Source organism: Pseudoflavonifractor phocaeensis, assembly GCF_016901955.1.
Classification (GTDB): Bacteria; Bacillota; Clostridia; order Oscillospirales; family Oscillospiraceae; genus Flavonifractor; species Flavonifractor phocaeensis_A.
The window spans coordinates 1-17,205 of the sequence record NZ_JACJLC010000063.1; the positions used below are offsets into that span (position 1 = coordinate 1).

16 protein-coding genes, 1 tRNA gene and 1 pseudogene are annotated in these 17,205 nt (G+C 55.9%); 7 read left to right on the forward strand and 11 right to left on the reverse strand.

Annotated elements, in window-relative coordinates:
• Positions 1-249: 249 nt before the first annotated feature.
• A complete protein-coding gene (nrdR, locus tag H6B51_RS12540; RefSeq protein WP_204884019.1) occupies positions 250-705 on the reverse strand; it encodes a transcriptional regulator NrdR in 456 nt (151 codons plus the stop codon).
• A 262-nt stretch (positions 706-967) separates the two neighbouring features.
• Here nrdR and H6B51_RS12545 point away from each other — a divergent pair.
• A tRNA-Gln gene (locus tag H6B51_RS12545) sits at positions 968-1,041 on the forward strand.
• A gap of 139 nt (positions 1,042-1,180) precedes the next feature.
• On the opposite strand, the gene H6B51_RS12550 is transcribed toward H6B51_RS12545, so the two are convergent.
• Genes H6B51_RS12550 through H6B51_RS12560 form a run of 3 tightly spaced genes read right to left on the reverse strand, consistent with a single transcriptional unit; the run spans position 1,181 to position 2,760 of the window.
• Entirely contained in the window at positions 1,181-1,648 is a 468-nt protein-coding gene (locus tag H6B51_RS12550; protein WP_204884020.1) for a phage holin family protein, read from the reverse strand.
• A gap of 16 nt (positions 1,649-1,664) precedes the next feature.
• Entirely contained in the window at positions 1,665-2,384 is a 720-nt protein-coding gene (locus tag H6B51_RS12555) for an N-acetylmuramoyl-L-alanine amidase family protein (protein WP_204884021.1), read from the reverse strand.
• A gap of 10 nt (positions 2,385-2,394) precedes the next feature.
• Complete coding sequence (locus H6B51_RS12560) at positions 2,395-2,760, reverse strand: carbohydrate-binding protein (RefSeq protein ID WP_204884022.1); 366 nt, start codon at positions 2,758-2,760, stop codon at positions 2,395-2,397.
• A 211-nt stretch (positions 2,761-2,971) separates the two neighbouring features.
• Here H6B51_RS12560 and H6B51_RS12565 point away from each other — a divergent pair, with 211 nt between their 5' ends.
• Positions 2,972-3,160, forward strand: coding sequence for a hypothetical protein (locus H6B51_RS12565; protein WP_204884023.1), 189 nt, complete (start codon positions 2,972-2,974; stop codon positions 3,158-3,160).
• A gap of 337 nt (positions 3,161-3,497) precedes the next feature.
• Here H6B51_RS12565 and H6B51_RS12575 read toward each other — a convergent pair.
• A pseudogene (locus H6B51_RS12575) lies at positions 3,498-3,824 on the reverse strand (transposase); the annotation flags it as partial.
• Between the two features lie 162 nt (positions 3,825-3,986).
• Here H6B51_RS12575 and H6B51_RS12580 point away from each other — a divergent pair.
• Positions 3,987-5,666, forward strand: a complete 1,680-nt coding sequence (locus H6B51_RS12580) for a recombinase family protein (RefSeq protein WP_204884024.1) — start codon at positions 3,987-3,989, stop codon at positions 5,664-5,666.
• A gap of 178 nt (positions 5,667-5,844) precedes the next feature.
• Here H6B51_RS12580 and udp read toward each other — a convergent pair whose 3' ends face one another.
• On the reverse strand, positions 5,845-6,606 hold the full coding sequence (udp, locus tag H6B51_RS12585; protein WP_204884025.1) for a uridine phosphorylase: 762 nt from the start codon (positions 6,604-6,606) through the stop codon (positions 5,845-5,847).
• 217 nt (positions 6,607-6,823) lie between these two features.
• Between udp and H6B51_RS12590 the strand changes: the two genes are divergently transcribed.
• The 4 genes from H6B51_RS12590 (at position 6,824) to H6B51_RS12605 (ending at position 12,790) form a co-directional block, all read left to right on the forward strand.
• Entirely contained in the window at positions 6,824-7,519 is a 696-nt protein-coding gene (locus H6B51_RS12590) for a hypothetical protein (protein WP_204884026.1), read from the forward strand.
• Positions 7,520-7,690: 171 nt separating this feature from the next.
• The gene (trkA, locus tag H6B51_RS12595) at positions 7,691-9,082 is read left to right on the forward strand and encodes a Trk system potassium transporter TrkA (RefSeq protein ID WP_204884027.1); all 1,392 of its coding nucleotides are present in this window, start codon (positions 7,691-7,693) and stop codon (positions 9,080-9,082) included.
• Positions 9,079-10,515, forward strand: a complete 1,437-nt coding sequence (locus tag H6B51_RS12600; protein ID WP_204884028.1) for a TrkH family potassium uptake protein — start codon at positions 9,079-9,081, stop codon at positions 10,513-10,515. The genes trkA and H6B51_RS12600 overlap by 4 nt, the downstream gene beginning before the upstream one ends.
• 163 nt (positions 10,516-10,678) lie before the next feature.
• Positions 10,679-12,790, forward strand: coding sequence for a sodium-translocating pyrophosphatase (locus tag H6B51_RS12605; RefSeq protein WP_204884029.1), 2,112 nt, complete (start codon positions 10,679-10,681; stop codon positions 12,788-12,790).
• 37 nt (positions 12,791-12,827) lie between these two features.
• Here H6B51_RS12605 and H6B51_RS12610 read toward each other — a convergent pair whose 3' ends face one another.
• From H6B51_RS12610 to H6B51_RS12630, 5 genes are all read right to left on the reverse strand, one after another.
• Positions 12,828-13,394, reverse strand: a complete 567-nt coding sequence (locus H6B51_RS12610; protein WP_243421291.1) for a M48 family metallopeptidase — start codon at positions 13,392-13,394, stop codon at positions 12,828-12,830.
• 66 nt (positions 13,395-13,460) lie between these two features.
• Positions 13,461-13,994 (reverse strand): rubrerythrin, encoded by a 534-nt coding sequence (rbr, locus tag H6B51_RS12615; RefSeq protein ID WP_204884031.1) that lies wholly within the window; start codon positions 13,992-13,994, stop codon positions 13,461-13,463.
• Positions 13,995-14,036: 42 nt separating this feature from the next.
• Entirely contained in the window at positions 14,037-14,423 is a 387-nt protein-coding gene (locus H6B51_RS12620; RefSeq protein ID WP_204884032.1) for a desulfoferrodoxin family protein, read from the reverse strand.
• Between the two features lie 65 nt (positions 14,424-14,488).
• Positions 14,489-14,872 (reverse strand): Fur family transcriptional regulator, encoded by a 384-nt coding sequence (locus tag H6B51_RS12625; RefSeq protein ID WP_204884033.1) that lies wholly within the window; start codon positions 14,870-14,872, stop codon positions 14,489-14,491.
• A gap of 248 nt (positions 14,873-15,120) precedes the next feature.
• Positions 15,121-16,731, reverse strand: coding sequence for a recombinase family protein (locus H6B51_RS12630; protein ID WP_204884034.1), 1,611 nt, complete (start codon positions 16,729-16,731; stop codon positions 15,121-15,123).
• Between the last annotated feature and the right edge of the window lie 474 nt (positions 16,732-17,205).

A 17,205-nucleotide genomic window follows, 5' to 3' on the forward strand; every position in this document is an offset into this window, starting at 1 on the left:
CCCCCTATGACCCCCTCCATCCCCCCGGGGCCATGTATCGGCCATGAAACAGAATTTGCAACGATTCTGTGCTATTACGGCTGAACAACGCCGAAACCGGGACAAAATCAGCATCAATTCTGAAAACAGCTTTGCGGCATCAGGGGATGAAAAAAGCGAGGGTGCGTCGGATTTTTTCCAACGCACTCTCGCTCATGTTTGGGGTCAAACTTGGCGGACAAGCCGCCGTTTTTCAGGGGATTAGGTCAATTATTTCTCCGCCAGCAGCTTGTTCAACTCCTCCATAAAAGTACTGATATCCTTAAACTGGCGGTAAACCGAAGCGAAACGCACATAGGCCACCTCATCTACTCCCTTCAGCCGTTCCATCACCAGTTCCCCAATACGGGCGGAAGGGATCTCCCGATCCATCTCGTTCTGGAGGATTTGTTCGATTTCGTTGGCTACCTGTTCCAAGGTACTGAAGGATACGGGGCGCTTTTCACAGGCTCGGATCATGCCATTGAGCAGTTTGGTCTTATCAAAGGTCTGGCGGCTCCCATCCTTTTTAATGACCATCAGGGGCAGGCTCTCCATCGTCTCATAGGTGGTAAATCGCTTGTGGCAGGCCAGACACTCCCGGCGGCGGCGGATGCTGGAGCCTTCGTCAGCGGGCCTGGAATCCACAACCTTACTCTCCGGGTGGGCACAGTAGGGACATTTCACAGCGGCAGACCTCCTCTGAATATTGTCTTGCGCCCGCCGGAGGGCGGGCTAACTATATGTAGTGGTATTATACCATATTTCACCTTCTGTTGGTATCCCTGAAATGGGAAAAGTTTTCCCGTCCCATTCCCATTTCCGCTTCTCCTCTTTCTCCCCCGTCGGGACCGCCAGAAATTTTTTGATTTTTTTGAAATTTCCTCTTGACTTTTTTCGCAGGTTTGCTATAATAACACCTGCGCTCAGCGAGAGCGCCAAACAAGTTAGCGGGATTGTGTAAGGGTAGCACAGCAGACTCTGACTCTGTATGTGAGGGTTCGAATCCTTCTCCCGCTGCCATAGGTTAAATCCCCGAAAGTCTTGTGTTTCAAGTACTTTCGGGGATTTTTCTTTTTGTCTCTTCCTGTTCTGACGGGTCAATTTCAATCAATCGTTTGCAGTTGGGTGGTGGAAATAGTGGTGGAACTCCACAGATATCCTACTGATCTTTGTTGATGTATTCCCCCGCCTCGTCTACGGTGGACTCCAGGGCGGCGATCATTTTGGTGAGCCAGGCGGGGACGGGAGCCCCCAGCTCCCCGGCGTTCTCAATGATGGAGCCGGCCTCGGTGAGGATGTACCACATGACCACCAGGGGGCAGAGGAGCACCGAGTAGGTGAAGGGCAGCTCCACCCCCGGCACGTTGGCCAGCAGGTGGCCGATGACCACGTCCAGGATGGCCGAGACGATGACGGCCACCACGCTGCCCAGCTTGTGCCAAATGCCGTCCCGGGCTGTGCTGCTGGACCACTTCCCCGCCCGGAGGGCGGCGGCGGAGCCGGTGATATAGTCGATGAGCATGAGCCCGATCCAGGCCAGCACCACCCAGCCAAACCACCCCCACAGGGAGGTGAGGGCAGCTCCCAGGGCGGCCAGGGCGGCCTTAAATGTGTTGATATTCTCCATGTAAGATCCCCTCCCTTTAAACCAAGCCAAGCCGGTCCAGCACCAGCGCCGCCTGCTCCCGGGTCAAAGGCCCCTGAGGGTCACTGCCGTCAAAGATGCCCTTGGCACAGGCGTTGGACCACGCCGTAGACGCCCAAAAAGAGGGTTGGTCAGGCGGACCGCTTTCAGGGTCTTTGGGCTCCACGCCAAAATAGCCCAGCACGCCAGTAACAATGGCGGAAGCCAGCCGGTCCCGGTACACCTCGTTTTTCAGCAGAGCCACCTCGTCACGGTTGGTGTGAAACCCGCACTCCAGCAGCACGGCAGGGGCGGTGGTGGCGGTCAGGACGGTAAACAGGGCGTGATAGGGTTTCCCGGTTCCAAACAAGGTTATCCCGGCCTCGTGAACGGCATTGAGGATGTTGACCGCCGCCCGATTTCGCTCAGCGGTCTCCGGGCCACTGGAGGTGTAGGCCACGAACCCCTTGGGGGACATCCACCCGCCGCTGACGGCGTTGGAGTGGATGGACAGGAACAGGTCAGCCCCCGCCTTGTTGGACACGGTGGCCCGGGCAGTCAGGGACGGGTTTTCCTGCTCGGTTGGGGTGCCAACCACGGCAAAGCCCTGCTTTTCGAACAGCGGTTTCAGCCGGGTGTACATGTCCCATGTGAACTCGTACTCCCAGTAGGACTTATCCGGAGCGCAGTTCACGCTGCCGGGCCAATGGCCGGGGTCGATACAGATGGTTTTACTCATTGCTTCCTCCTCACTCTGTGTAGAGTTCCCACCCCGCCGGGTAGGCGTCAGGGGCCCAGGTATTCCCGCCAATGAGGGAGCGGTACAGGGTGCCGTTGTAGTCCACAATGTCTCCCTTGTTGTAAGCGTCATGGGCCCCGGTGGGCTGGCTCCACACAGGATAGCCCGCCTGGTTCAGTCCGAAGGCGTCGTACAGGCTGTCGGTGCCCTGGCCGGGCAGCCAGTCGGCCTGGCTGGTATGGGCCTGGACCACCTTGTACAGCTGGGGGTCCCCCACCTGGTTGGTGCCGTAGGAAAGGATATGCTTCCCCAGCGATGTAGTGCCATGACTTTTGGCAGGGATGTGGAGGAACCCTGACCGAAACGAGCATACCAAAGGGAGTGATACGCCGCTGTGAGATTCAGGGGAGGAACGACACCGGGGAGAACTGGCGAACTGACACCGAAATGATACCGAAACACGACAATCTGATAGGGGGATAGTCTACCCTATCGCTGATACTTCGGGAGATTTTAGGCGGCTCTATGGCTGTAATTTTTCCCAAAATCGCCCCGAAACCATACACTAAAACGGGAGGAAGCGCAATATGCCGAGAATGAGCAAAAAGAGGAAGCATGAGCTTTCCTTTTACCTCAATGACCGGGGGCGTGTCACTTACAACGAATTATGCCGGAAATGCCAGCATGGGTGCAAGCAGAGCTCCCGGGCGGTTGTGATTGACTGCCCCCGTTATTTATCCAAACGAGCAAAGAAAAAGGAGGAACACACCGAATGAATTTTGAATTTATGACGATAGACACACCATTGCCGCCCTGTATGCCATTTCCCAGAGCGTTGACAGGATTTCCAGTCAGCAGCACCGCAAAGGTCATGTACTGCCGGATGCTGGACGCTATGCTATCTGGATTTGTTTTCGTCATGAGCTTCGCCTGTCGCAGCTTTGCAGAAAAGAATTTGGGATTGTTTTCCGCAACATAGCTTTCAATCCCGGTGGTGTCATAAATCAGGGAGCCAGCGAGCTCCGCATCCATCTCCCGGCAAATCGGCTCCGTCAGTTCCACCAGCCGCTCAAAGACTTCCATGATATATGGCAGGAAGTCCTGCTTGAATCTGGTGAGTTTCGCGGCATCAGGCACCTTTTCAAACCCACAGAAGTTCCGCATTTCCCGGCTGTGGCGCAGCGTGACCAGCAAAACACTGTCATTCACATAGCCGAATATCTTTTGCAGTACCAAACTTTTCAGGAACGCCACCAGAGGATATTTCCTCGGCCTTCCGATATTCCGGTAAAACGCCAGGTAAAATCTGGCCGGAATCAACGAATCCCAATCAATGTGTTCGTCCAGTTGTCGGAACAACTTCGGCTTATCGTCCTCCATGCTGGCGGCCACACACTTGTAGGTGTCGTACAGCGACATCTGCACACATTTATTCCGCATGATTTTTCCTCCGGTTTTGGTCTGGTCCTTTGTTGCTTTTCACTTCAATTATACCGCAAAACCGGAGGAAAATCAGGTGCTTTGCGTCTCCGGAATCCCTTGTTCTTCAAGTGTTTCCGCAGTTTCGCAATCGGCACGTAATGTGATAGGGAAGGAGGAACAATGTCACGAACAAAAAACAGAGGGTTTCAACAGAGTTTCTCTCCCTCTTATACGATCCGGCGCTGGCGGCTGGGCGAATATATCCGGCTTTCCAAAGAAGATTTGAAAAAAGGAAAAGACGATAGCAACAGCGTTAAAAACCAGCGCGACCTGCTGAATGATTTTTACCAAAAGCACATTGAGGAATTTGAAAGCGTTTCCGAATATGTGGACGATGGACACACGGGGACGGATGCCAACCGCGAAAATTTCCAGCGGCTTCTGGCCGATGTAATGAGTGGGAAAATCAACTGTGTTGTGGTAAAAGACCTTTCCCGTTTTGCCCGGAATTACAGCGATGCGGGAAGTCTGATTGACAACCTGTTTGTGCAGATGGGCGTCCGTTTTATCAGTCTTGCTGAAAATGTGGACAGCTACCTCAACCCGGACAGCGTTTCCAGCATTATTGTTCCGATTACAAATGTAATGAACGATCAATACTGCTATCAGACTTCAAAGAAAATCCGCCAGGTGTTTGACTATAAGCGGCGCAACGGCCAGTACATCGGCTCCTTTGCTCCCTATGGCTACATAAAAGATCCGAAAGACAAACACCAGTTGATTGTCGATCCCGAGGCCGCCGAGATTGTAAAGCTCATTTATAACAAGACTTTGCAAGGAGAAACAAGGCGGGCTATCGTCTACCACCTAAACGACCACGGCATCCCCAGCCCGACAACCTACCGAAAAAATAAGGGCCTGCCCTATTCCTGTTCGGTATCAGATAATCCCATGTGGGGAGATCGGGTGCTTACAAACATTCTTACCAACCCGATTTATACCGGGGATTTGGTACAGGGCCGCCGCCGTGTGAAAAGCTATAAGGTACATGAGATTGAGACGGTGCCGGAGGATGAATGGGTGCGGGTGGCCGATACCCACGAGGCGATTATAGACCGGGAAACCTTTGAAAAGGTGCAGGCTCTGTTGAAACGGGACACCCGGACGGCCCCACGGAAAAAGGAGCTCCATCTGTTCAGCGGTTTTCTCCGCTGTGCGGATTGCGAAAAATCCAGTACACGGAGCCAGAGCGGGAAAAATGTGTATTACGCCTGCTCTACCTACAAATACCGCTCCCGGACTGCCTGCTCCATGCACTCAATCATGCATGAGCGGCTGGAGGCCGCCGTCCTGTTTGCCGTCCGTCAACAGGTACATCTGGCCGTTTCCTTTTCGGAGATACTTGCCCGTATCAACTCGGCTCCAGTCAAAAAAAACCAGTCATTCCGACTGGATGATCTGATTGCCGCAAAGGAAAAGGAACTGGCGAAAATTACCCACTACAAACAGTCTCTTTATCAAGACTGGAAAGACGGGGAAATTACCCAACAGGACTACCGGACAATGAAGGCTGACTATGAACGGCAAATAAGCTCCATCTCCGATGTGCTGGAGCGGCTGACCGCTGAACGGGCGGAACTGGCAAACGGCGTTGACAGCGAGCATCCGGCGCTGGTGGCCTTTAAGAAACACCAGAACATTGAAACGCTCAACCGGGAAATCCTCATTGATCTTGTAAACTACATCAAGGTTTACGAAAACGGCAATATCAGCGTGAAATTCAAGTTTGCTGACGAGTTTCGCAGAATTGCCGAATACATTGAAATTAACATTTCTGAAATTCCCGCCGCGGCGGGCTGATGCCCGCCACACCATTTCTGGCAGTGTGTTTTCCTAATATGAAACATTCATAGGTAATATCTCCCGATATTCTTTGAAAGCCGCTTTCACCTATCATATACCAGAATCCTGGTCTATGGTTTCGGACGGGCGCAAAAAATGCCGTGGAAATTCTCCCACGGCATTTTTCCCCATTTTTCTATCGATCCGCCTGGATGAGCAGCTTCACCGCCTCAATACCCACCTCCAGGGCGGCGGACAGGTCGTGGCTCTCCGCCTGGTCCAGTCCGGCGGCCTCCCGCTCCTGGTTCCAGATCACGTGGAAGCAGGCCCCGCACCGCACCCCCAGGGCGGCGGCGCAGCAGAACAGGGCGGCCGACTCCATCTCGGAAGCCAGCACCCCCAGCCGCTTCCAGGCCTCCCACTTGTACAGCAGCTCCTGGGCCACCGGCATCCGGGCGGGACTGTGCTGGCCGTAAAAGGAATCCTTGCACTGAACCACCCCGGCGTGCCAGGGCTTGCCTAGCTGCTTGGCCGCCTGAACCAGGGCTTCCTGCACCTCATAGTCTGACACGGCGGGGAACTCGATGGGGGCGTACTCCCGACTGGTCCCCTCATGGCGCACCGCCCCGGTGGCAATGACCACGTCGTCGCTCTTCACCGGCAGGGCAATACCCCCGCAGGTGCCCACCCGGATAAAGGTGTCCGCTCCGATGTTGTGGAGCTCCTCCATGGCGATGGCCGCCGACGGCCCGCCGATGCCAGTGGAGCACACGCTAACCTTCTCCCCCAGTAGGGAGCCAGTATAGACGGTATACTCCCGGTTGGAGCCGATCAGCACCGGATGGTCAAAATAAGCCGCGATTTTCTCGCATCGGCCGGGATCACCGGGCAGCAGGCAATACCGGCCCACGTCTCCCGCCTGACACCTGATGTGAAACTGCACCGTTCGTTCCTGCATGGAGAAGCCTCCTTTCTCACTGGCTGTCCTGTTCAGATTATAGCATATGGCATCAGGTTCCACAAGGTGCACAAAGCAGGCCGATAGCTGTAAAGATTTGTTGTTGCATTTTTTAACGATCCCTTTTAAAATAAGGTTACCCCAAGCCGCGACAATGGCACGGGGCGCCGCCGCTATGGCGGCTGACCTATCTGTCAGGATCATAGGAGGCAAAACCATGAAACGGGCGATCCTTCTTGCGGTGCTGGCGCTGGTCTGTGGACTGACACTGGGGCTGCTGATCGGCTCAGGAAGGCTCTCTCCCACTCAGGCCCAGGCCACCTCCCTGTCGGCCATTGCCACCGCCGACCTGAGCCGTGCCAACCGCTATTACTCCCCTCCCGCAGAGGAGAACCCCCTGGACCCCACCGACGACCAGCAATTGCTGGATCGGGCCGGACAGGTGCTGGAGGCCCTGAAAGAGCAGGACTATGCCGCTCTGTCCAGCCTGGTACACCCCATCCGGGGCGTTACCTTCACCCCCTACTCCACCGTGGACCTCAGTTGCAACCTAACCCTGGACCAACGGCAAATCGCCGGCCTGGGCCAGGATGAGACCATCTACCTGTGGGGGGTCTTTGACGGCTCCGGAAAGCCCATCCAAGCTACCGGCTCCCAATATTTCCAGCGTTATGTATTTAACGCCGACTATACCGCCGCACCCACCATGGCGGTGGACCAGGTGACCATCAGCGGAAACGCCCTGGAAAACGTGGCGGCGGCCTACCCGGACGGCCGGTTCGTGGAGTACCACTTCCCCGGCCTGGACCCGGAAAAAAACGGCTTTGACTGGTGCTCTCTCAAGCTTGTGTTCGAAATTTGGGAAAACCAGTGGTATCTGGTTGGCCTGATCCACGGTGAATGGACCGTGTGACCGCTCTGTCAATTGAATCACCTTGTCACTCTGGCGGGGGCCGCTGCGGCGGTCCCCGCCTATTTTCCAAAAGAGCAAAGAATATCTTGCATAATATGATAGTATGGGTTAAGATGTGTCTAAACGCATACGGGAGCCTTCCCGTTTTAACTCCGAAAGGATGAGTGCAGTTTGAAAATTATCATTGTGGGCGACGGAAAGGTGGGCTATACCCTGGCCGAGCACCTCTCCCAGGAGGAGCACAACGTCACCGTCATCGATACCAGAGACGACGCCCTTCGCCGGGCATCCGAGGCACTGGACGTTATGTGCGTGAAGGGCAACGGTGCCTCCATCTCCGCTCTGATGGAGGCGGGGGCCCACTCCGCCGATGTGATCATCGCCGCCACCAGCATGGATGAGGTCAACATGATCTGCTGCCTGACCGCCAAGCAGCTAGGGGCGAAATTCACCATCGCCCGGGTACGTAACGTGGAGTACGCTATGGACCTGTCCAAGCGGAAGAAGGAGCTTGGCATCGACCTGGCTATCAATCCGGAGAACGCAACCGCCGTGGAGATCTCCCGGCTGCTCCGGTTTCCCACCGCCACCAATATCGAGACCTTTTGCCGGGGCCGGGTAGAGCTGATGGGCTTCCGGGTACGGGAGGGGGACTTTATCGCCAACCAGCCTCTATCCGCCCAGACCGGTAAGATCCGCAACCTGCCCATGCTCATCTGCGCTGCTGAACGGGAGGATGGAGAGGTAATTATTCCTGACGGCTCCTTCACCCCCCAGGTGGGAGACCGGCTCTACCTGGTGGGCCAGCCCGCCGGCCTCAACGCCTTTTTCCGGCTGCTGGGCCGCCATACCTCCAAGCTCCACAGCGCCTTTATTGTGGGCGGTGGCCGCATCTCCCATTACCTCACTGCCATCCTGCTGAAGCTGGGGATGAGGGTGAAGATCGTGGAGCGGGACATGGACCGCTGCCTCCACCTCAGCGACGTGCTCCCCCAGGCCATGGTCATCCACGGAGACGGCACCGACCAGGAGCTGCTGGAGGAGGAAAACGCCATGGCCTCCGACGCCTTTATCTCCCTCACCGACCGGGACGAGGACAACCTGATCATCTCTCTCTACGCCGTGCAGCAGGGAGTCACCAAGGTGGTGGCCAAGTCCAACCGCCAGAACTACGCCGGCATTGCCCACGCCGCCGGCCTGGACAGTATTATCTCCCCCAAGCTCATCACAGCAAGTCAGATCCTCCAGGTGGTTCGGGGCATTCAGAACTCAAAGGGCAGCGTCATGACCGCACTGTACAAAATCTGTGACGGCCATGCCGAGGCTCTGGAGTTCATCGCCAATGAGACCACCCATAACCGTGGGGTACCCCTGAAGGACCTGCGGCTGAAAAAGGGCATTCTCATTGCCGTGCTGGTCCACGAGGGGCAGATTATCATCCCCGACGGCTCCTCCTCCATCACCGCCGGTGATACCGTTATCCTGGTCTCCCGCAACCACGGCATCCTGGATCTCAACGATATCTATGACGAATCCATGCTGGATCTGGGGGCTGTACAATGAATTTCAGACTGGTATTTAAGGTCACGGGCAAGACCCTTATGGTGGGTGCCATGGCCATGCTGATCCCAATGCTGGTGAGCCTGCTCTACCAGGAGGACCCCACCCCTTTCCTCATCACCATCCCGTTGATGATGGTGGTAGGCTTTCTCCTCTCTCTGCTGAAAAGCGACGACCATTTCTTTACGCGTGAGGGATTTTTTGCCGTCGCCCTGATCTGGCTGCTGATGGGAGCTTTCGGCGCCCTTCCCTTTTACTTCAGCGGCTATTTCCCCACTTATATCGACTGCTTCTTTGAATCGGTTTCCGGCTTCACCACCACCGGTTCTTCCATCCTGACGGCGGTAGAGCCCCTGCCCTACGGCATCCTGTTCTGGCGCTCCTTCACCCACTGGCTGGGAGGCATGGGAGTGCTCATCCTCACCATCGCCCTGCTTCCCAGCCTGGGAGCCCGCACCCTCCACCTGATGAAGGCGGAGAGTCCCGGCCCGGTGGTAAGCAAGCTGGTACCCAAGAGCAGTCAGTCCTCCAAAATTCTCTACGGAATCTATTGCGCACTCACCGCTATTCAGGTCATCTGCCTTCGACTGGCAGGTATGCCCTGGTACGACAGCATCGTTCACGCCTTTGCCACCGCAGGCACCGGCGGTTTTTCCACCAAGAACCTCTCGATCGCCGCTTACGGCAGCCCCGCCATTGAAATCATTATCACCATCTTTATGCTGCTGTTCTCGGTCAACTTTTCCTTGTATTTTCTCATACTCTGTGGCAAGGTGCGCCAGGCTCTGCGCAGCGATGAGCTGCGGTTCTTTCTTGCCGTGGTAGCAATAAGCGTTGTACTTATCACCGTCAACATCAGTCCTCTCTACAATACCCTGGGAGAATCCATCCGTCATGCTGCTTTCCAGGTGGGCACCGTTATCTCTACCACTGGCTTTGCCAGCACCGACTTTAACCTCTGGCCAGAGTTCTCCAGAGTGCTGCTGGTACTGCTCATGTTTATCGGAGCTTGCGCTGGCTCTACAGGCGGCGCCATCAAGTGTTCCCGGGTGCTTCTTCTCTTCAAGTGCATCCACCGGGAGATCCGCCAGGTCATCCACCCCAGAGCAGTCAATGTGGTCAAGCTGGACGGAAAGGTCATGGACGAGAACAGCCTACGCTCCGTTCATATTTTCTTCGCCGCCTATATGCTCATCACGTTGGGAGCCACCCTGCTTGTATCGGTGGACAACTACTCCTTCGGCACCACCTTCACTGCAGTGGTAACCTGCATCGGCAATATCGGCCCCGGCCTGGAGATGGTGGGCCCCATGGGTAACTTCTCCATCTTCTCCGGTTTCTCCAAGCTGGTGCTTTCCATGTGCATGATCATAGGCCGTCTGGAGATCCTTCCTATTCTGGTGCTCTTTAGCGGAAATGCATGGAAACGTTCCTGACTCATCAGTTTACCTTTGTGGAAAGCGTCAAATCCAAGGATTTGACGCTTTCTTTTTTGATTAGACTTGCCAAAAGCATACGGCATGGTTTATTATATATTTGTCTGAAAAAGCGGGGAGCCCTTGCGCAGCAAGTCTTTCCCGAAAAAAGGAGTTGGGAACCATGTATGAGAACCTCTTTTGGCTCGGTTTGGTTGGTGCTGCCATAGCGCTCCTCTTCGCCGTAGTCCAAGCCAAGAAGGTGCTGAGATTCTCCGAAGGCACCGAACTGATGCAGAAGTTGGCCGCCTCCATCCGAAAAGGCGCCAACGCCTACCTGAAACGCCAGTACACCACGGTAGCGAAGATCTTTGTCATCGTCTTTGTGATCCTGCTGCTGCTGGCCTGGCGCGACATGCTGGACAACTGGTTTATCCCCTTTGCTTTCCTCACTGGCGGAATCTACTCCGGTCTGGCCGGCTTTATCGGCATGAAGATCGCCACCTCCGCCAACGCCCGTACCGCTAACGCCGCCCACGAGAGCCTGAACCGTGGTCTGAACGTGGCCTTCTCCTCTGGCGCCGTCATGGGCTTCACCGTGGTGGGCCTGGGCCTGCTGGACGTGTCCATCTGGTTCCATATCCTCAAGTACATCGCTGGCTTTGAGGCCCCTAAGATCGCCCAGACCATGGTCATGTTCGGCATGGGCGCTTCCTTTATGGCTCTGTTCGGCCGCGTAGGCGGCGGTATCTTCACCAAGGCCGCCGACGTAGGCGCTGACTTGGTGGGCAAGGTGGAGGCCGGCATTCCCGAGGACGACCCCCGCAATCCCGCCACCATCGCCGACAACGTGGGCGACAACGTGGGCGACGTAGCCGGCATGGGCGCCGACCTGTACGAGTCCTACGTGGGCTCCATCCTGGCTACCTTTGCCCTGGGCGCTGCCGCCTACGCCTCTGAGAACCTGACCTGGAACGCCATACTGCTCCCCCTGGTCATCGCCGTGGTGGGCGTGGTCTGCTCTGTGCTGGGCAGCTTCCTGATCCGCACCAAGGAAAACGCTACCCAGAAATCCCTGCTGGCCACCCTCCGCAAAGGTACGTATACCGCCGCCGTTCTGGCTGCTATCGCCGCCGCCCCCATCACCTATTTCATCATGGGCTCCTGGGGTCCCTATATCTCTATCCTGGCGGGCTTGATCGCGGGCTGTGCCATCGGCTACTTCACCGAGTACTACACCTCTGATACCTATAAGCCTACCCAGGGTCTGGCCGATTCCACCGAAACTGGCGCCGCCACCACCATCATCGGCGGCATCTCCCTGGGCATGCTGTCTACCGCTGCCCCCATTGTTATCATTGGCGTGGCCATCATTGTATCCTTCCTGGCTGCCGGTGGCTCCCTGTCCACCGCCGACGCCGCTCTCTATGACGCTGCCTTCTCCAAGGGTCTCTACGGTATCGGCATCGCCGCTGTGGGAATGCTGTCTACTCTGGGCATCACCCTGGCCACCGACGCCTATGGTCCCGTGGCCGACAACGCCGGCGGTATCGCCGAGATGAGCGGCTTGGGTGAAGAGGTGCGCAACCGCACTGACGCTTTGGACTCCCTGGGCAACACCACCGCCGCAACCGGCAAGGGCTTCGCCATCGGCTCCGCCGCCCTCACCGCTTTGGCTCTCCTGGTGTCTTACGTGGACGTGGTGGAGGGTAAAGTCGCCGCCCTGGACCTCTCCCTCACCAATCCCGCCGTCCTGGTAGGCCTGTTCGTAGGCGCTATGCTCACCTTTGTGTTCGCCGCCCTTACCATGAGCGGCGTGCAGCGGGCCGCCCAGTCCATCGTGGTGGAGGTCCGCCGCCAGTTCAAGGAGATCGCCGGCATCATGGAGGGCAAGGCTGATCCCGACTACGCCTCCTGCGTGGACCTGTGCACCAAGGGCGCTCTCCACGAGATGGTCATCCCTTCTCTGTTGGCTATCATCGTTCCCGTTATCACCGGTCTGATTCTGGGCGCTGAGGCTGTTGTGGGCCTGTTGGGCGGCGTCACTGTTACCGGCTTTGTGGTAGCCGTGTTCATGTCCAACGCCGGCGGCGCCTGGGACAACGCCAAGAAGTACATCGAGGCCGGCCACCACGGCGGTAAGGGCTCCGACTGCCACAAGGCCGCCGTCATCGGCGACACCGTGGGCGATCCCTTCAAAGACACCTCTGGCCCCTCCCTGAATATCCTGATCAAGCTGTGCTCCACTGTCTCTATTGTGTTCTCTGGCCTGATCACCCAAATCCATCTGTTCTGAGCTTAAAAAATGGAGCTGCCTCGTGCAGCTCCATTTTTTATGGGTCTTTCATGTTTCGCATCCGCTGAATCAGGACTCCGCCCCGCTCCTTCAGCCAGGCCCGGCGAGCCTTGTAATCGGGGAGCACCCGCTCCACCTCCCCCCAGAAGGCGACGGAGTGGTCCATATGCCTGCGGTGACATAGCTCATGAACCACCACATAGTCCACCACCTCCGGCGGACACAGCATCAGCAGGCAGTTGAAATTCAGATTGCCTTTGGAAGAACAGCTCCCCCATCGGGACACCTGGTTTCGGATCGCGATCCGCCCATAGTCCACCCCCAGCAACGGGGCAAATTGGGCCACCCGGGCGGGGATATCCGCCAGAGCCCGATCAATCAGGGTCTCCACCTCCTGCCGGGTAAAGCCGGGAGCGGAGTTCTGCTGCCGGGCCTCCATTCGGGCCAGATGGGCGGTGATCCACTCCTCCTTCTCCCGCAGAAAGCGGCGGATGACCTCCTCCGACAGACCCACCGGCGCCCGCACCACCACCGTCAGATCTTCCCGGATCTCCAGGGCCATGGTCCGTCTTCTGCTGCGGATGATCTGGATCTTCCTCTCCATAAGCTCCCTTTCTCGGTACATCAAACGTGCCCGCCGCTGTGCAGCGGCGGGCACGTTTCTGCTTGCTTAGTAGTTGATGGCCCGAATCTCAAAGTAGGCCTGGGGATGGGCGCACACGGGGCACACTTCGGGGGCCTCTTTGCCGAAGTGGATGTGGCCGCAGTTGCGGCACTTCCACATATACTCGTCGTCCCGCTTGAACACCACGCCCTCCTCCAGGTTCTTCAGCAGGGTCAGATAGCGTTCCTCATGCTCCTTCTCGATCTTGAGCACACCCTCGAACAGGAAAGCCAGCTTTTCAAAGCCCTCTTCCCGGGCGGTATCGGCCATTTCCCGATACATCTGGGTCCACTCCTCATTCTCACCGGCGGCGGCGGCCTTCAGGTTGGCCTTGGTGTCGCCAATACCGTTCAGCTCCTTGAACCACAGTTTGGCGTGCTCCTTCTCATTTCCGGCAGTCTCCTCAAAGATGGCCGCAATCTGCTCATAGCCCTCTTTCTTGGCCTTGCTGGCAAAGTAGGTGTACTTATTGCGGGCCATGCTCTCCCCGGCAAACGCTTTCCAGAGATTGGCCTCAGTCTTGCTGCCTTTCAGTTCCATAACGTCCATCCTTTCTAAATCAGTCTGTTTTATACGCAGAGCTCAGCCCTCGCCCTTCCAGATCCCGTGGAGATTGCAGATCTCGTAAGCCTCCACCTTCTCGCTCCGGCAGAAGGTTTTCAGCTCGGGGGCGTCGCCGGGCTTGGGGAACTTCATGGTTACGGTGTCGCCGTCCACCACAGCGATCATGGTGATATAGTGTTCAGGGAGCATAGGATGCTCAACCCCGCCAACCTTCACAGTAACAGAACTACCACTGCCATGGGCGGTTTTCTCCACCACGGGGACATGCTTCTCCACAGCGGCGTCGGTGGTGTTGGGGGCGACCTCCTCCATCTTCTGGCCGCAGCACATGACGGGCACGCCCTTGTCAACGACCTTGAAAATGACATTACCACAATGGGCACAACGATACAGCTTGAATTCCATAATAATACTTCCTTTCATCTATTTATTTACTTATGCTATTATTTTATCCGGTTATAAGGACATAATCAATGGGTCGTCTTACATTTTACACAAGTTCCGTGAAAAATCAACTCGTGGCCGCTGACATCGTGGCCACTGGCCATCAAGGCCTGCTGATCCAGAGCGGCATCATAGGGCAGCTCCAAATCAAATACACCGCCGCATACCTGACAACGGAAATGGGAGTGGGGCTCCACATTGGCATCATACCGCTCAACCGGGAAGGCCATTCGGGTAATCGCTCCCTCGTCTGCCAGCAGGTTTAGGTTCCGGTATACCGTGCCCAAGCTCAAGCTAGGGTTATCCGGCTTTAGCCATTGATATACCATCTCCGCGGTGGGATGCTGGTCGGTATTCCTTAGGGTTTCATAGATCAGTTCCCGCTGACGGGAGTAGCGTTTGCCGTTCATGCGCCACCTCGCTTTCTTTTAATAGTAATTATTATTGTTATTGTTATAATAGCAGAATTACTTTCTAATTGCAAGTGCTTTTTTTCAAATTAAAAAAATTTTTGTCTTTCTAATTTTCATGCGTCCGCTCTCTTGATATCTCCCCTATCTCCATGGCTTCCTGAAGCTTTTTCAACGCTTTTTTTTCAATACGGGATACATAGCACCTCGGCTATTGTAAGCGATTCTGCCTCAGAAAACTACGCCGTCTAAAACGGCGCAAACCCTTGTGGCACATAGATTTCCGCCATTTCGTCCAGTTGGGCGAAACGGAATTTTATAATAACTTCCTTGTCCTCAGTGAGCTCTACCCGCTCGATGAGGCTGACCAGCAGTTCCCGGCTCTCCCCTGCTGTCTCGATGAACCGTTGTACCAGTTCCCTGGCCCTGTCCTCACTGCGGACTGGGCTTTTTTTCTGAAACTCCAGGGCCTGCCGTTTTTCCTCCAACTGCTCCCGCTCCAGTTTGATCCGGCCGAAGATGCGCTGGAAATCCGCCTCGGGCAGCAATCCGTTAAGCCGGTCGGTGTACATTCGGTCCAGATTGGCAGTGAGGCTGTCGATCTTGGACTGGAGCATCTGGATCTCCATCTCCAGACTGTTTTGCTTTCTGGCGTTTTCCACGGCTTCCCGGGCCACCGGCAGCAGCTTGTTGGGGGTTAGATATGCTCGGCAGACCTCCCGCACCTTGGCGATCACCGCGTCGGTCACTGTCTTCTCTTTGATGGAGTGGCAGGTGCAAACGCCTGCTTTGGTGAAACGCTGGTAGGTGCGGCAGACAAAGTACAGCACATCCTCTCCCCTGGCGTTTTTCCGGTTGATAACCGCCAGAGGATAGCCGCACTCATGGCAGAAGATCAGCCCTTTCAGCAGGAAGTCGTAGGTTCGGCTCCGGGTGCGCCTGCGGCTTTTGAGCAGCATCCCCACCTTCCGAAAGGTTTCCACGTCTACCAGGGGCGCGTGGGTGCCCTCCACCACCACCCAGTCGGACGGGTTTTGTTTCAGACACTTCTTCGATTTGTAGCTGATCTTCACACTTCGCCCCTGGACCATGTTACCGATGTAGGTCTCGTTTTGCAGCATGTCGGAGATCCGTTCACTGCTCCACAGGCCCGTGTAGGGACCGGCTCTTGCTACCGGGATGCCTGCGTAAGTGGCCGGGGTGGGCACCCTTTCCTGGTTGAGGAGGACAGCAATGGTTCGGCAGCTCATACCGGAGAGGGCTAAGGAAAAGATCCGCTGGACAACGGGCGCTACTTCTTCGTCAATGACGATCTTGTTTTTCTCCGTTGGGTGTATCTTGTAGCCATACACCGGCTTGCCGCCGATGAACTGCCCCTTCCGCTGCTTATCCCGCTTGACGCTCTTGATCTTCTTGGAGATGTCCTTGGCGTACATGTCGTTCATGATGGCCCGGAAGGGGGTGATGTCGTTGGCGGTGGAGTCCACGCCGGTGTCGATGCCGTCCAGCAGGGAGATGTACCGCACCCGGTGCTCCGGGAAGTACCGCTCCATGTAGTGGCCGGTCATGATGTAATCGCGGCCCAGACGGGAGAGATCCTTGGTGATGACCATGTTGACCTTCTTTGCTTCGATGTCGGAGATCATCCGCTGAAAATCCGGGCGGTCGAAGTTTGTGCCGCTCCAGCCGTCGTCCACATAGGTATCGTAGACGCTCAGCCGGTGCTTCTGCACAAACTCTCGCAGCAGGGACTCTTGGTTCTGGACACTCTGGGATGGTCCCTCACTCTCATCCTCCTTTGACAATCTGATGTATAAAGCCGCATGGTAATCCATGGGATTGCTTATCTCTAAGTACATGTCATACCTCCTGAGATAAGCGGCCATTCATCGCTTACATTGTACAATGGGATACTCCATTGTGGCAAGCATGTGGCCAAGATAAAGTCGAAAAGACTCTTCCAAAATCTCAGAGATACTTTTTTCAGTATTGCAGTAAGTGCAATGCACAACAGGCAAACCCTTTCTTCTCATGTGTCTTCCCTCCTTTTGTTCAGCATATGTGGGAAACCGCTTCTCTTTGCCTGCCGTGAACTGCTTTTTAGATAAGTCACTCAGCGGTTCTCAATTCATATGTGAGATCTATGTCACAGGTGAAGGTGGGATACCAGATCACTGGTCGTCTTCAGAATGGTCGTTGCTAGGCAGCAGAATAAACAGAAAAAACTCCATAGCTAACCAGCCAAAGAAGGCTGCGGAGAAACTGTCGGGGAGCGTTGCTATTTCATAGTCACCAAACAGGATATCTGGGATGTGCATGGCTGCATCCAAGCA

What these genes read in the sequence shown, in the direction of transcription:
- rbr (WP_204884031.1), bottom strand. Translation starts at nt 13,994, where the DNA reads ATGGAACTGAAAGGCAGCAAGACTGAGGCCAATCTCTGGAAAGCGTTT.
- udp (WP_204884025.1), bottom strand. Translation starts at nt 6,606, where the DNA reads ATGCAGGAACGAACGGTGCAGTTTCACATCAGGTGTCAGGCGGGAGAC.
- H6B51_RS12620 (WP_204884032.1), bottom strand. Translation starts at nt 14,423, where the DNA reads ATGGAATTCAAGCTGTATCGTTGTGCCCATTGTGGTAATGTCATTTTC.
- H6B51_RS12590 (WP_204884026.1), top strand. Translation starts at nt 6,824, where the DNA reads ATGAAACGGGCGATCCTTCTTGCGGTGCTGGCGCTGGTCTGTGGACTG.
- H6B51_RS12550 (WP_204884020.1), bottom strand. Translation starts at nt 1,648, where the DNA reads ATGGAGAATATCAACACATTTAAGGCCGCCCTGGCCGCCCTGGGAGCT.
- H6B51_RS12605 (WP_204884029.1), top strand. Translation starts at nt 10,679, where the DNA reads ATGTATGAGAACCTCTTTTGGCTCGGTTTGGTTGGTGCTGCCATAGCG.
- H6B51_RS12630 (WP_204884034.1), bottom strand. Translation starts at nt 16,731, where the DNA reads ATGTACTTAGAGATAAGCAATCCCATGGATTACCATGCGGCTTTATAC.
- H6B51_RS12565 (WP_204884023.1), top strand. Translation starts at nt 2,972, where the DNA reads ATGCCGAGAATGAGCAAAAAGAGGAAGCATGAGCTTTCCTTTTACCTC.
- H6B51_RS12580 (WP_204884024.1), top strand. Translation starts at nt 3,987, where the DNA reads ATGTCACGAACAAAAAACAGAGGGTTTCAACAGAGTTTCTCTCCCTCT.
- H6B51_RS12625 (WP_204884033.1), bottom strand. Translation starts at nt 14,872, where the DNA reads ATGAACGGCAAACGCTACTCCCGTCAGCGGGAACTGATCTATGAAACC.
- H6B51_RS12610 (WP_243421291.1), bottom strand. Translation starts at nt 13,394, where the DNA reads ATGGAGAGGAAGATCCAGATCATCCGCAGCAGAAGACGGACCATGGCC.
- H6B51_RS12555 (WP_204884021.1), bottom strand. Translation starts at nt 2,384, where the DNA reads ATGAGTAAAACCATCTGTATCGACCCCGGCCATTGGCCCGGCAGCGTG.
- H6B51_RS12600 (WP_204884028.1), top strand. Translation starts at nt 9,079, where the DNA reads ATGAATTTCAGACTGGTATTTAAGGTCACGGGCAAGACCCTTATGGTG.